Source organism: Bacillus sp. GB_SG_008, from assembly GCF_052038115.1.
In the GTDB taxonomy this organism is placed as follows: domain Bacteria; phylum Bacillota; class Bacilli; order Bacillales; family Bacillaceae_G; genus Bacillus_A; species Bacillus_A rhizoplanae.
The window spans coordinates 176,671-191,588 of record NZ_JBPZSK010000003.1; the positions used below are offsets into that span (position 1 = coordinate 176,671).

Annotated in this window: 11 protein-coding genes and 1 riboswitch; of the genes, 5 read left to right on the plus strand and 6 right to left on the minus strand. The window is 36.1% G+C overall.

Annotation, left to right across the window (positions count from 1 at the left end):
• Positions 1-6: 6 nt before the first annotated feature.
• Positions 7-468: a GNAT family N-acetyltransferase gene (locus tag ACTDJC_RS08645; protein ID WP_440603165.1), complete on the minus strand. Its 462-nt coding sequence runs from the start codon at positions 466-468 to the stop codon at positions 7-9.
• A 72-nt stretch (positions 469-540) separates the two neighbouring features.
• Between ACTDJC_RS08645 and ACTDJC_RS08650 the strand changes: the two genes are divergently transcribed.
• On the plus strand, positions 541-795 hold the full coding sequence (locus ACTDJC_RS08650) for a DUF3931 domain-containing protein (protein WP_098309351.1): 255 nt from the start codon (positions 541-543) through the stop codon (positions 793-795).
• 3 nt (positions 796-798) lie between these two features.
• On the opposite strand, the gene ACTDJC_RS08655 is transcribed toward ACTDJC_RS08650, so the two are convergent.
• Complete coding sequence (locus tag ACTDJC_RS08655) at positions 799-4,449, minus strand: dynamin family protein (RefSeq protein WP_440603166.1); 3,651 nt, start codon at positions 4,447-4,449, stop codon at positions 799-801.
• A gap of 495 nt (positions 4,450-4,944) precedes the next feature.
• Here ACTDJC_RS08655 and ACTDJC_RS08660 point away from each other — a divergent pair, with 495 nt between their 5' ends.
• A complete protein-coding gene (locus ACTDJC_RS08660; protein WP_440603167.1) occupies positions 4,945-6,114 on the plus strand; it encodes a DUF418 domain-containing protein in 1,170 nt (389 codons plus the stop codon).
• Between the two features lie 14 nt (positions 6,115-6,128).
• Here the strand turns inward: ACTDJC_RS08660 and pbuX are convergent, their stop codons facing one another.
• Together pbuX and ACTDJC_RS08670 are read right to left on the minus strand one after the other, a co-directional pair.
• Complete coding sequence (gene pbuX / locus ACTDJC_RS08665; protein ID WP_098309355.1) at positions 6,129-7,451, minus strand: xanthine permease PbuX; 1,323 nt, start codon at positions 7,449-7,451, stop codon at positions 6,129-6,131.
• A gap of 1 nt (position 7,452) precedes the next feature.
• Entirely contained in the window at positions 7,453-8,046 is a 594-nt protein-coding gene (locus tag ACTDJC_RS08670; RefSeq protein ID WP_098309356.1) for a xanthine phosphoribosyltransferase, read from the minus strand.
• A 108-nt stretch (positions 8,047-8,154) separates the two neighbouring features.
• Positions 8,155-8,256: riboswitch (purine riboswitch) on the minus strand.
• 373 nt (positions 8,257-8,629) lie between these two features.
• On the opposite strand from ACTDJC_RS08670, the gene ACTDJC_RS08675 reads away from it, so the two are divergent.
• Genes ACTDJC_RS08675 through ACTDJC_RS08685 form a run of 3 tightly spaced genes read left to right on the plus strand, consistent with a single transcriptional unit; the run spans position 8,630 to position 10,926 of the window.
• Positions 8,630-8,776: a cytochrome c oxidase subunit 2A gene (locus ACTDJC_RS08675; protein WP_098309357.1), complete on the plus strand. Its 147-nt coding sequence runs from the start codon at positions 8,630-8,632 to the stop codon at positions 8,774-8,776.
• A 30-nt stretch (positions 8,777-8,806) separates the two neighbouring features.
• Positions 8,807-9,280, plus strand: a complete 474-nt coding sequence (locus ACTDJC_RS08680; protein ID WP_098309358.1) for a cytochrome c oxidase subunit II — start codon at positions 8,807-8,809, stop codon at positions 9,278-9,280.
• Complete coding sequence (locus tag ACTDJC_RS08685; protein WP_440603168.1) at positions 9,277-10,926, plus strand: b(o/a)3-type cytochrome-c oxidase subunit 1; 1,650 nt, start codon at positions 9,277-9,279, stop codon at positions 10,924-10,926. Before ACTDJC_RS08680 ends, ACTDJC_RS08685 begins: the two co-directional genes overlap by 4 nt.
• A gap of 439 nt (positions 10,927-11,365) precedes the next feature.
• Here ACTDJC_RS08685 and ACTDJC_RS08690 read toward each other — a convergent pair whose 3' ends face one another.
• Together ACTDJC_RS08690 and ACTDJC_RS08695 are read right to left on the minus strand one after the other, a co-directional pair.
• Positions 11,366-12,883: a carboxypeptidase M32 gene (locus ACTDJC_RS08690; RefSeq protein ID WP_440603169.1), complete on the minus strand. Its 1,518-nt coding sequence runs from the start codon at positions 12,881-12,883 to the stop codon at positions 11,366-11,368.
• A gap of 90 nt (positions 12,884-12,973) precedes the next feature.
• The gene (locus tag ACTDJC_RS08695) at positions 12,974-14,914 is read right to left on the minus strand and encodes an ATP-dependent DNA helicase (protein WP_098309362.1); all 1,941 of its coding nucleotides are present in this window, start codon (positions 14,912-14,914) and stop codon (positions 12,974-12,976) included.
• Positions 14,915-14,918 lie beyond the last annotated feature (4 nt).

Sequence of the window (14,918 nt, forward strand, 5' to 3'; positions counted from 1 at the left end):
TTCCCCCTAGTATAAGTCCATCGTAAGCCGAATCATATCCCGGCATACAATGCCATTTTCTATAATCTCTTCTTCATAATGCTTCGAAAAGTAATCAAAATCAATAGAAAAAATACGAAATCCACATTTTTGATATAAAGCAAGCTGCGAAACGCTCGAATTACCTGTCCCTATTTCAAGCTTCCGCATGCCGTGTTCTTTTGCAATTGTAATCGCATGCTGTAATAACTGCTTCCCGATGCCCTTACCCTGTTCTTGTTCACAAACTGCAATATTCATAATCTCCATCGTATTAGGGCGTGTTTCCAATAATATGTATGACCCTATCACATGTTCATCACGTTTAGCAACGTAAATCATTCCTCGTTGAAGATATGACTGTAACTGCCTTTCGCTCGGATCAGCAAGTAATAATAATGATATCGGTGCCTTATCTTCAGAAATACGCTCAACAATTAATTGTTCCATAAAAATTCTCTCATCTCCACCTGTTCTAAATACCCCTTGTCTTCCATAAGTAATACAAAGGAGGTCATCACTATGGACAACAATGAAAAGAAGTGCAATATAATCTCCATTGATGAGAAGAAAAAGAAAAATGGCACGTACTCCTATCCAAAGTTAGTGATAGAAGGAAAACCATATGAATTCACTTCCTTCGTCTTATGCGGCGAAACGCCAGATGGAAAACGTCTCGTCTTAACTCATATGGTTTCCTCAGATGAATTTGCAGGATTTGTAAAATCATTAGATGCTGTTCTACAAAAACGCATTGAACGTATCTTTTTCTCTTAATACTTATAGAACTTCTACTTCATGTTTTATTTTCATTAATTGTTTTTCCAATTCTTCTTTTCTCTTTTCGTATGCAGAAACATCAATTGTTTCCAATAACGCAAATAATAAACTTTCATAGTATTGCGCTGCGTCTTGCATCATGACTGTTTTCACAAGTTGCCATCCATGAAGCCATTCTTGTTTATAGTGATTAACAAATAGGTGCTGTTCTTCCATTACGTAATCTGCCACAAATGGTTCTAACGTTTGCTTCATTTCTTCTTGCATCAATGCTTTATCATTTTTTTCAAAGAAGCTTTTCTCACTTTTAAAATGGGATAATGCTTTTTTAAATTGTTTTGCTTCCATATTTGGAAATGGATTTTCATGCATAAGAACGCGATAGTCATATGTTGTATCTGTACGGATGACGAGCTGTTCATTCTTTGTAGCACATTGCACCGTTACTTCTTCTTGCACATGTTTCATCGTTTCATTCATCCATTTTTCAAGACGCAGCGACGTTGCACGCATTTCTTGCAATAAATCATGTTGTAAGAAGGCAATTAACTCCATCATGCACTCTTGTAATTTCTCTTTCACATTCCCTTGTGTTCGTAAAGAAGCTGGATTAATAAATTCTGTAAACACATCATTGTATCGTAAAAATAAGCGCTGTTTTACATAATATAGAAGCTCTTTCACTTCATTTTCCAATGCCATTTCTTCTGTTACAACACTATGCGAAGAGATCATATGAAGCAGTTCTTCACGTTCCGCTTCATATTTTTTTCGTTTTTGTTCTTTTTCTTCATTTCCTTGTGTTGCACTTTCAATCATATTTGTAAGAAGTTTATAACCGTTTTGAAGTGCTCCATTTAAAGAATGAACCGATACAAGCATTAAATCTCTCATGATAAACGAAGTGAACGCTTGTTCAAACGGTGCAAGACCAGAATGTTTTAAAATACCATACGTTTCTTTTGAAATATCTTTTCCTTGTTTTTCTTCTAATGCAAATAAGCTAGAAATCGCAAACAGACGTGGATTCCGAATCCCGTACTGCAACAATTGATCACTAATATACCCTTTTACTGTGTGTAATTCCTCTTCTGACTGTGCTAAATCCGCAGCATTAATTAAGAAGAACATTTTATCAAGTGCAAACGTATCTTTTACACGTCCAAGCTGAATTAAAAATTCTCGATCTGCTCGTGAAAACACGTGATTATAATACGTTACAAATAAAATTGCGTCTGCATTTTTTATATATTGGAATGCTACGTCTGTATGGCGTGCGTTAACAGAGTCTGCTCCTGGCGTATCAACAAGTGCAATGCCTTGTCTCGTTAATTCACAATCATAATAAAGCTCCATATATTCTACAAAGCATGACTTTTCTTCATTGGCCACATAATCAGCAAATTCAGCTAATGTTACGCGAGATTGCTCTCCTAAACGATGCCCTACTTCCGCATACCCATGCTGCACCGCTCGTAAAAAACTAAACGTTGTTTTTTGTCTGCCACTTGGCGCTGGATATTGCAGTACATCATCAATTTGTAAGAGTGCTTCTTCCAAAGATGTAATATCACGGTGAAATAACTTATAAACAGCCTTTAAGTCCTCAAAGAGCGCAGTTTCCGATTTGAACTGTACCACTACCGTACCATGCGGCTTCTCATCTGTTACCGGCAAAATTTGATTAATAGTTGCTGTTGTAGGATTCGGTGATACTGGTAATACTTTTTCTCCTAATAAGGCATTGGCAAAGGACGATTTCCCTGCACTAAATGCTCCAAATAACGCCACTGTAAATTGTTTCGTTTCAATGCGTGTTCTCTTTTCAACAATTTCGTCGTATACGTGCGTCAAAGCCGGAAGCTGTTTTAGAACAAATTCTGTTTCCTTTACATGTTCTAATACGCGCTGAATATTAACATTTCCTGTGCTTGCAACTTGATTTTCCGTATACGTAGATACAGCTTCTTGTTCTTGCAATTGAAATTTAGCATTTGTCACTCGTTGTGTTCGTTGTAAAATATCTTCTATTTCCATCGTTTCAGGCACAGAAACACAATCGTTCCATACATCATGCAAATATGTTTCATACTGATCGTACTGTTCCATATATTGACGTTTCATGTCATTCGCATGTTGCACCGCTTCGTATTGCTTTCGTTCTTTATCAATGCTTAGCAGCTCAGCTTTTCCTCTTTCTTGTAATATCGGTAAAGCTTTCGCAAATATAGATTGTGCCGCATTGTAATATCGTTTCTTTAATTCATTTGCAACATCTGCTGTATAATGTAATAAATAATCTCCTGTAAACCCTGCTCCTTGCTTAATCATTTCCTCTAAAAGTGACGATTCAAAAGAAATATTCAAATCATATACTGCTTTTCCTAATTCTTCTGTAAATATCTCTTCTTGCTTTGTAAAAGAAACAATATATTCTTTTACATGAAAGTCTAATTGTGCTTCTACCGTCTTTTGCAGGGACTCATAAAACGCTTGTAAACGACGCTGCTTTTCTTGATCAGTTTTTGCTTTTGCAAATAATAAACCAACTTTAAATTTCGTCAATTTTGTTTCTAAGTATTGATTTGCTAAATCACGCATTTCAAATGGCATTAAATATGCATTATCTAATATATTGTGCAGTCCTATGATAAATCTATTTTTTACTTCATCTTCTTTTGCATAAAATTCTTTTTCTTTTTCAGCAAGTTCTTCTAAAATCGACGTAACTTCTTCATACGATAATAGCGATGTCAATTCTTCACGAAGCGGCTCCAGCTGTTTCTCATACTGTGTTAACAAATAAGAAAGATGTTCTTGTTGTAAATAAGAAACTTCCTTTTCCATTCCACCTTTTACATAAGAACCGCGTTCTTTCATAATAGAAATAAGCAGATCCTCTAGCTTTTCCAATTCATTGTACGAATGTTGTTGCAATCGTAAAGACGTATAAAATATACCATCAACGTCAACATTCCAATTTGCAAATGACTGCATTACACTTTGCTGATACGCAGAAAAAGACAATTCATGTTCTTTATGCTTATCAATCTGGTTCACAACAAGATAAACCGTTTTATTACGTTGCTTTAATTCTTTGACAAACTGTAAATTCACTTCCGATTGCACATGATTATAATCCATCATATAAAAAATAATGTCGGCAAGATGCAGCGTAGATTCAGTCGCAAGTTGATGTGCATCATCAGTTGAATCAATACCAGGCGTATCAACAAGAACAACGCCTTCTGGGAGCGGTGCATCGCTCCGATAAATATGGATTCCAATCACTTCATCGCCATTTTTACAAAGCTGTTTTAATTCTTCTGCTGTATACATACCGTCATACTCGTATTTCTGTCCTGATTTTAATGTAACAACGACGCGAGCATGTCCTTTTTCTATCTTTACCACATTCGCACTCGTTGGAATCGGACTTGTTGGCAACAATTGATCTTTATATAAATAGTTCATCATTGTTGATTTTCCAGCAGAGAAATGTCCACAAAATGCAATCATAAGCTGCTCTTCTTTATATTTCTGTATAACTTCAAGCAACTTTTCACTATGTTCCATATCACCTTTTTTCTGCCACTCTTCATAAAAACAAACAAGCTTTTGTAAACTGTTTGTTTGCACTGTTTTTGTCATCCCCTCATGCCCCTTTGTTCCAAGATGTATCCACCTATTATATTACTAAATTTTCAGCATCTTCACAGTAAAAAAATAAAAAATCCCTTTCATTCTTTTTGAAAACGAAAGGGATTTCTATGTAATATAGTTCATTATTTAGTTGCTCCTACTCGATTTAACACATGTTTTGTTACAACTGCATATAAAACAACTGTTCCTGCTAAAAATGCATATACCATACAATCACACCTAACTTTCTTGATAATGATTATCAATTTTAAACACATTGTACCACTAGAGAGAATGATTATCAATATATATTTTAAAAATAAAAGCTCCTTTTCAAATAAAGGAGCTTTCATACTGCCTGTTCTAAAGGAGTAGTAGGATTGTTGTGCCCTCTTATTATAACTCACGGGAGAAATGTTAACAGTTAAAAAAATTGGAAATATATATCCCACCACTTTCCATACCGTATATACTAAAAGAAATATACAAAAAAGGAGAGGAAGTATGGCAAAGAGTATTTCACAAAATGAAAGAATTCATTCTATTGATATTATACGAGGGATTGCAATTTTTGGTATTTTCCTTGTAAACTGGCCTGTATTAGCTGGCATTGAATCGAGAGATCTAACAGGTGTTTACGAAGGATTGGATCGTTACATTCGACTGTTTTATGATCTGTTTGTCCAAACAAAATTTTACACAATTTTTTCCTTTTTGTTCGGCCTTGGTTTTTATATTTTTATGAAACGTGCTGAAGAGAAAGCATATCGTCCAAAATTACTATTTATACGTAGACTACTGATATTGTTATTGTTTGGATTTTTACATTATGTTTTGCTTTGGGACGGCGATATTTTACATAATTATGCAATAAGTGGATTTGTACTTCTTTTATTTTATAAAAGGCAACCAAAAACTTTACTAATCTGGTCCCTTATTTTATTAAGTATATGGGAATTTATTATGTTGCTTGCTAGCTCAACGATGCTAGTCGTTCCGCTTGAAAAACTTGGAGATTTTTCTGCTCCGGTAGTTCCGTTGCTAAATTGGAGCTTGCAAGTGCAAGATCGTTTTACTGCTTTTTACTCTGAAGAAATCGGCTATTCTCTTATGATGCTACCGGAAACAGTTGGTCTCTTTTTACTTGGCCTATACGCCGGCAAAAAAGAAATCTTCCGCCGCGTAAAAGATATTGATACAAAGCTAAAGAAATGGCAAATCATTGCCTTCATCGCTACTTTGCCAACATGGTGGATTATGATTGTCTATTTCAATATGAACGATTCATACATGCCATTTAAAATGATTGGCTTTATTACGTTAAGCGGAAAAACATTATTCATTTTTTACATTCTCACACTTATGCGTCTATTGCAGCATGCAAAATGGCAAAAAATATTTCGTCCCTTCCAATATGTTGGCCGTATGGCATTAACAAATTATATTTCACAAACTATTGTAACTTTATTGGTATTCGGTTTATTATTTCAAGCAAATATCGTATTCCCACTATGGGGCGGCACACTCTTCTGTATCGGCTTCTATATTATTCAAATCTTTGTTAGCCGCTGGTGGCTATCTCGTTATCAGTATGGACCACTTGAATATATTTGGCGTCTTGGTACCTATGGAAAAAACATGCCTATGAAAAAACAAAGCAGTATCTCATCGTGAGATACTGCTTTGTTTTACGCTTTAGAAACAGCGCTTTGCATTGCAACTTGCTCTTCTTTTACCTTCGTTTGTTTTTGCGGAATCATATTAAACACAATATTTAAAAGCACTGCTGAGGCACTTCCTAATACAATTCCGTTATCTGTTAAAATGCGAACGCTCTCTGGAAGCTGCGAGAATAATGTTGGCACAACTGTTACACCAAGACCAATTCCAACAGAACACGCAACAATTAATAAGTTTTCCTGTTTTGCAAAGTTAACAGCGCTTAACATTTTAATACCATATGCCATAACCATTCCGAACATAGCAAGCATTGCACCGCCAAGTACTGGCGTTGGAATAATCGTTGTTAGCGCGGCAATCTTTGGAATAAATCCAAGTACAATAAGCATACCACCGCATGTGTAAATGACAACACGATTGCGCACACCTGTCAGTTGAACAAGACCTACATTTTGTGAGTATGTCGTATACGGAAATGCGTTAAAAATACCACCTAACATCATTGCAATTCCTTCTGCACGATATCCTTTTGCCAATTCTTTTTCACCAATTTTTTTGTTACAAATATCCGATAGTGCAAAATAAACTCCTGTTGCTTCGACAATTCCTACACAAGCAACTAGAATCATTGTAATGATAGGTGTTAATTCGAATGTTGGTGTACCGAAGTAAAATGGCTGTACACCATGAAACCAATCAGCTTCCGCTACAGCTTGTAAACTTACCTTCCCCATTAATGCTGCAATTGCTGTACCAAATAATAATCCTAATAAGATAGAAATAGAGCGAATGAAACCATCAAAAAAACGGTACATGATGATGATAAATAACAATACTCCGAATGCTAATGCTAAATTGGGTAAACTACCAAAATCTTTGCTTCCTACACCACCAGCCATGTCATTAATCGCGACTGGAACTAATGTAACTCCAATAACTGTTACAACTGATCCAGTAACAACTGGTGGAAACAGTTTTACAAGCTTTCCAAACACACTAGAAAATAAAACAACAAATAGTCCTGCTGCAATAATAGAACCATACACAGCGGATACTCCATATTGCTTACCAATAGCAATCATCGGTCCAACTGCTGTAAAAGTGCAACCTAACACTACTGGAAGTCCAATACCGAAGAAACGATTCGTTAATGCTTGTAAAATTGTTGCAATGCCGCACATTAATAAGTCAATTGACACTAAATAAGTAAGTTCACGCTGATTTAATCCAAGTCCGCCTCCAACAATGAGCGGAACGATAACTGCCCCGGCATACATTGCCAACATATGTTGAATACCGAGAGATGCAACCTTAAGAGGGTGTTGCTTCATCTTACTTCACCTCCGCTGCCGCATGTTCGACAAAACGAACTGTACCATTATCAAGCGATGCGATTTCTGCCAACGATTCTACGCGAACGCCGCTCTCACGTAATTTACTTCCTCCATCTTGAAATGCTTTTTCAATCACGATTCCGATACCCGCCACTGTTGCTCCTGCTTGCTGTACTAAGTTCATTAAACCAAGTGCTGCCTGACCGTTCGCTAAAAAGTCATCAATAATAAGGACGCGGTCGTCTTCATGTATATATTGTTTCGATATAGAGATTTCGTTCGTTTCTTGTTTTGTATAGGAATATACTTTTGCAATATACATATTATCTTGTAACGTTAACGATTTACGTTTTCTTGCAAAAACAACTGTTACACCAAATTCTAATGCAGCCATTACAGCTGGAGCAATTCCTGAAGACTCAATCGTCACGATTTTTGTAATTTTCTCGTCTTTAAAACGCTTTGCAAATTCTTTTCCGATTTCTTGCATAAGCACTGGATCAATTTGATGATTTAAAAATGCATCCACTTTTAACACATCATCTGACAATACTTTTCCTTCTCGCATAATTTTCTCTTGTAATAATTTCATGGTTTGTTCCCCCTCTTATGCAAATAAAAAACTCCAAAAGCAGCCTTCACCCAATACAAGTGAGGGACGTGCTTTTGGAGCTTTGCAAAAAAAGAATGCAACTATAGCAATATATTCGTCCTCACTCATAGTCGAAGCATTTACGGTACTTCGGTAGAAACTTGCAGGCCATATTCCTGCGATTATATGAGTGTTGCTAACTTATTTAATTTAATAAAAGGATTATAACGCACTTTTTTTACTTTGAAAAGCATTTTACGAAAAAACACGTACAAATTTAAAAAATATACAATTTTCGTTCGACTTTTTGAAACCTCTTTCATTTTGAAATCATACCTATTTTTTAAGAACTTCAAAACTACTTAGGTTGCTAGCATTGTGAACGAACCATCTACTTCACATTTTTTTCACAATTCCTCATTACAAAATCTGTAATACATCACGATTTATCAACTTTTCATCATAAGCATAGTTTTAATTGTATCAATGAACACTTTTTGAAAGCACCGCTGACAATGTAGAAATTATCAAAATATTTCGTATGATAAAAATGTAAGATTCACTTTCTCGGGGAGGGAGAAAAATGGGAGAACGTAAACTACAGCCAGTCGAAAACAAACAACAAAAGAAAAGTTCACTAAAAGGAACATTAATTTCTGTTTTTTTGCTCGGCTTCTTTTTAATCTTCACATGGTTTAGTGTATACCAAATTTTTTTAAATCGATTGTAATGTTATTGGTAAACAAAGGGGAGATGGGATATGCACTTGCATAAGTACGAAAAAATTTGGCTCATTTTCGGTATCGGTTCATTATTTGTATTTTTAGCTATAATTGGAGTAAGCGCGTTTTATATGGGAAACCAGCCGCCTAGCTGCTTAACGACAATCGACCCAGAAAAAGTAAATGCGACTGCTCCCTTTGATCATCCTGGTGTAAAACAAGTTGGTAAAGATCATTATCAAGTAACAATTGTCTCACAAGCATTTTCCTTTACACCAAATGTCATTAAGGTACCAAAAGGAGCCAAAGTTGACTTTGTTGTCGCAACGAAAGATGTTGTACATGGCTTTGAAATTGCAGGGACAAATGTGAATATGATGGTTGAGCCCGGCTATGTGAGCACAGCTTCTCAAGTGTTTCAAAAGGCTGGTGAGTATTTAATCGTATGTAATGAATATTGCGGGACAGGCCATCATATGATGAGCGCGAAAGTAGAGGTGACTGACAAATGATACATGTTCAGGATAAAATATACAAAAAAGACGCCAAACTTGCGATGGCTCATATACATGTTGCATTTATCGCTCTATTCTTAGGAGGATTATGTGGGCTACTGCAAGTACTTGTCCGATCTGGAAAATTTAATCTTCCAGCTGGAATTGGTTATTATCAAGTACTAACAACACATGGTGTGTTACTTGGCCTCGTATTAACAACATTTTTTATTATCGGCTTTTTGTTTGCCTGTATGAGCAAAACTGCTGGGACTCTTTCAAAAGGAGTACGAACAACAGGCTGGATTGGTTTTTGGCTTATGACGACTGGAACAACCATCACCGCTATTTTTATACTATTAAATAAAGCTACTGTTCTCTATACATTTTATGCTCCGTTAAAAGCTCACCCTGGATTTTACATCGGTCTTACCCTCGTTGTTGTCGGCAGTTGGTTTAGCGGCCTTGCGATGTTTGCTCATTATCGCACATGGAAAAAGCAAAATAAAGGAAAAGCTGGTCCATTACTTAGCTTCATGGCTGTTATTACAATGCTGCTTTGGCTCGTTGCCACTCTTGGCGTCGCTGCAACAGTACTTGTACAATTTATTCCTTGGAGCTTAGGCATCGTTGATAAAATTGATGTTCTTGTTAGCCGAACATTATTTTGGTACTTCGGTCATCCACTCGTATATTTCTGGCTTCTCCCTGCCTACATGGCATGGTATGTCATTATTCCAAAGATTATTGGCGGAAAAATTTTTAGTGATTCTCTTGCTCGTTTATCATTTATTTTATTCTTATTATTTTCCGTGCCGGTTGGATTTCACCATCAATTAACAGAACCAGGTATTGATCCTGGATGGAAATTTTTACAAGTCGCCTTAACGTTCATGGTTATCATCCCATCATTAATGACAGCATTCTCTCTATTTGCATCATTTGAGCAATACGGCCGCTCAAAAGGAGCAACTGGACTATTTGGCTGGCTGCGTATGCTTCCATGGTCGGATGCTAGATTCTTTGCACCGTTCGTTGGAATGCTTATGTTCATTCCAGCCGGAGCAGGAGGACTTGTAAATGCAAGCCATCAATTAAATCAAGTTGTCCATAATACAATCTGGATAACAGGACACTTTCACTTAACATTAGCCACATCTGTTGTACTAACATTTTTCGGCATTGGCTATTGGCTTATCCCCCACTTAACAGGACGTGTTTTGACAAAAGAAATGAATCGCCTTGCGATGATTCAAACTTGTGTATGGGCACTTGGAATGTTCTTCATGTCTGCTGGGATGCACTTTGCTGGACTATTAGGAGCTCCGCGCCGCTCTTCTTTTTCCACATATGGAAATGCACCGCAAGCTATTGAATGGATACCGTATCAGATTGCACAAGCAGTCGGAGGAACAATCTTATTTGTCGGCATTATATTAGCAATCATTATCTTTTTAGATCTTGCTTTCTTTGCACCAAAAGGGCACACTGAATTTCCGGTTGGAGAAGTATCTGATGCGTCTGATCAACCACCAATTGTTTTTGAAAATTGGAAACTATGGCTTGGAATTACAGCACTACTTATTTTATTCGCATATACCATTCCATTTATGGATATGATTCAAAATGCGCCGCCAGGTTCGAAAGGTTTTAAATTCTGGTAATATAGCAAGCAGAGGTGCTTTTTTAGCTCCTCTGCTTTTTAATTCAATAATGGTACACGGTGAAGGAATTCTCATTACTTGCTGCGAATGTACTCTATAATATACGTGTATGGAGGAAGTGCAATGAGAAATAAGTATACAAGTTATTCCAAATTGAAACTTACATATCAATACAAATTTATCGATATCTATAGTAAATAAACTATTTACTATAGATATTATTGATGTGAAAAACGAAAAAATTATACTGATAATCTCTATTGATTTAAGCAAAGATACAATTGAAATAGAGGGAAACCTTGAAGATTTCCCCTCATAGTATCGAGGAAACTATATTTTCTTCAAAATCTACAGCTAACGATTGCACTAAAAATAATATTTCTAATCCCGATCAACTCTAAAAAGAAAACGAGCTACAATAAATAGCTCGTTTTCTCTCTTATAATTCGTAAATTCCTTTATATTTTCTTTCCAAATAATCCGCTAAATAGTTCGCATTTAATCCTTCACCCGTTACATCTTGCAAAATTTCTAAAGGCTTTTTCATTTTTCCATATCGGTGAATATTTTTTGTTAACCATTCACGAATTGGTGCAACATTTCCTTCTTCTAATAGTTCATCAAAATTTGGAATATCTTCTAGCATCTTATGCTTGAATTGTGCTGCATACATGTAACCGAGCGCATATGATGGGAAGTATCCGAAATCTCCACCAGCCCAGTGTACATCTTGCAGTACACCTTGTGCGTCATTTTCCGGACGGATTCCTAGGTAGTTCTCCATTTTTTCGTTCCAAACAGATGGTAAGTCTTTTACTTCTAATGTTCCATCAAATAATTCTTTTTCAATTTCATAACGAACCATCACATGAAGTGGGTACGTTAATTCATCCGCTTCGATACGAATGAAAGATGGTTTCGATTCATTAATTGCATCGTAAAACTCATCTACAGATAAACTATTAAATTGACCATCTGTATATTGTTTTAATAGATCATAATTCTTTTTCCAGAACGACTTATTGCGACCAATAAAGTTCTCAAAGAATAAAGATTGTGATTCATGAATACCCATAGATGTGCCATCACAAAGCGGTGTACCTTCTAATTCTTTTGAAATATTTTGCTCATACACTGCATGACCACATTCATGAACTGTTCCAAATACTGCCATACGAAAATCATTTTCATCATAACGTGTTGTAATGCGGACATCACCGCGATTTAATGTAATTGCAAATGGATGTACTGTTTCGTCTAAGCGGCCTGCATCAAAATTGTAATCCAATTGCTTTAATAGTTGTAAGCTAAATCGTTTTTGCTGCTCTTTGGAAAAATGTTTACTTAAAGCTTCCGTTTGCAACGTTTTATTTGCGTTAGCAATTTGTCCAACAAGCGGAACAATTCGCTCACGTAATTGTCCAAATACGCGGTCTAATACTTCTACTTTTACACCAGGTTCGTACATATCTAATAATGTATTATACTTGTATGTTTCATAACCCCAATATGTAATAAACTTCTTTTTAAATTCAACAATTTTTTCTAAGTATGGACGAAACATCTCAAAATCAGATTTTTCGCGTGCTTCTTCCCACACACTTTCTGCTTTTGCCTGTATTTTTACAAATTCTTCATATTCATTCTTTGGAATTTTCTTATTTCGATCATATTCTTTTCGGCACTCTTCTACAGTTTTTCTTGTCACATCTGAGAGTTTTCCTTCTGCAATTAACTCTTCTAACCCTATTAAATAGGCCTCCATCTCTTTAGAAGTTGACATATCGAACACTTCTGCCGAAAGCATACCAATTACTTCAGAACGTTGATCTACACCGTTTTTGGGCGCACCTGTGCGTAAATCCCAAAATATAAGGTTCAGCGCTTCCTCATAATTCATCATTTTCTTTATAAAAGCTAGAAACTCTTTTTCAATTTCATGTGTAACTGCCGTCATATCCAAGACCCTCCTTTTCCTACTTCACTTTAATTCAACACAAATACGCAAATTCCTCTTATATACAAATAAGCTTGGCATACGCCAAGCTTATTGTAACATTTCCCCTTCTACTGGGAGAACTCGTTTAACAGCTTCTACTACTTTCTCATTCTCACCTTCTGATAAGAATAACGAAATATATCCTTTATCTTCGCTCGTACGAATTAAACGCCCAATTCCTTGACGAAGACGTAAAATCATATATGGAACGTCAACATCCCAAAACGGATCATTTACATGCTTGCGCTTCGCTTCAAATACAGGATCATTTGGAGGGAATGGAAGCGACCAAATAATAACGTGAGATAACGAAGAACCTGGAATATCTAAACCTTCCCATAAATGAACTGCACATAATACCGTTTCCTCTTCATTTTGGAAACGAGAAACAAGCTGACTAATCTCTTGATCTCCTTCATATAAAAACGGTACTGACATTTGTTCTTTCCCTACATATTCTTTAAATGCTATTAATTCTTGTTTTGTACGGAATAGAATCAATGTACGTCCATTTGTTTTTTGAATTTCTTCTAATGCGTACTGACATTTTCTTTCCCATTCGTTCGCTTTTGCATATGTCGGTAAGTACACTTTCATCTGCTCTTCATATTCAAACGGAGAAGCAACTGAGAATGATAAATAATCTTTTACCCCTAAACTATTTGCAGTAAATGCAAATGAATTGTTTTCTGATAATGTCGCAGATGAGAAGATGTACGGAATTTTTTTGGAGAATACTTTTTCTTGCAGCACTTCTTCTACAGCACGCGGCATAATAACAAGCGTAAAGGCACCATCACCTTCTTCTCCCCACGTAATTACATTTTTCTCATGCATAAACAATCGTAATGAATGCTCTAATACATCTAAATGTTCGTCAACAATATTTAAATCATACGTGTTTACTGTGTACATTTCACTTTCAAAAACAAGCGCATCGCCAACTTCAGAAATTTTTGCATATAAGCGCTTTGCTTCTGTCGTTACTTTTTCTGTTAATTGAATTTCTAGACGATCAGAACCAGCAATTTCTTTCTTACTTTCTTTTAGCGCTTCAAAGAACTGTTCCGTTTGCCAAATAGTTTCTTCTACTAAATGAGCGAACTCTTCGCGAATATCATTTTGCAGTAATCTTGTTAAAAGTTGCTCCATCATTGTTTGTTTTAAACGATACGTAAGTGCTTTTTGCGCTGCATATTCTACAAGATGCCCTTCATCAAAAACAACGCAGCTACTTTCCGGTAACAACGGCATTTGTCCTTCACGTTTACGTGCATCATACGTCCAAATATGGTCCATATAGAAATCTTGCGAACAAATAATTAAATCTGCTGCTTTACGATAATGTTCACGAGATAATGTTTGTCCACAGCGATGACGAGACTCACACGTGAAACAATCCTGGAAATAGTCCCAAGATACTTTAGACCATTCTTCATCGTTTAATAACGGAAATTCTTTTCGATCGCCGTAATGAGTAAAGTTTTGCATTGTTCCATGATCAAATACGAATTGAGGCAATTCATAATATAAATCTTCAATCACTTCCGGAGCTCGTCCACTCATTACATCTTCAAGCTTACGTAAACATAGGTAATTCTCCATTGATTTTGCCAAACGTACATCGACAGATAGTCCTAATGCTTCTGATAATTTAGCAATGTCCCCTTCTTCTTTCACGAGCTGCTCAATCAACGTTTCATCCGCACAAGCAATAATAGCTGGCTTCCCTGTATAACGTGCATAACAAATCGCATAAAGAAGGTATACAATCGTCTTTCCTGTTCCAACACCCGCTTCAGCAAACATTACTTTCTTCTCTTGAAATGCTCGTTCTAATTGGAACGCCATAAAAATTTGCTCATCACGCTCTTCAAATCCCTTTTCTGGTAAAATGTCGTAAAATACGTCTCCAATCCACTCATTTAACTTGTCGAAAAAATTATCTTGTTTCCCCACTTCAAATGGCAGCTTTTGCTTCGTAAACATCGTA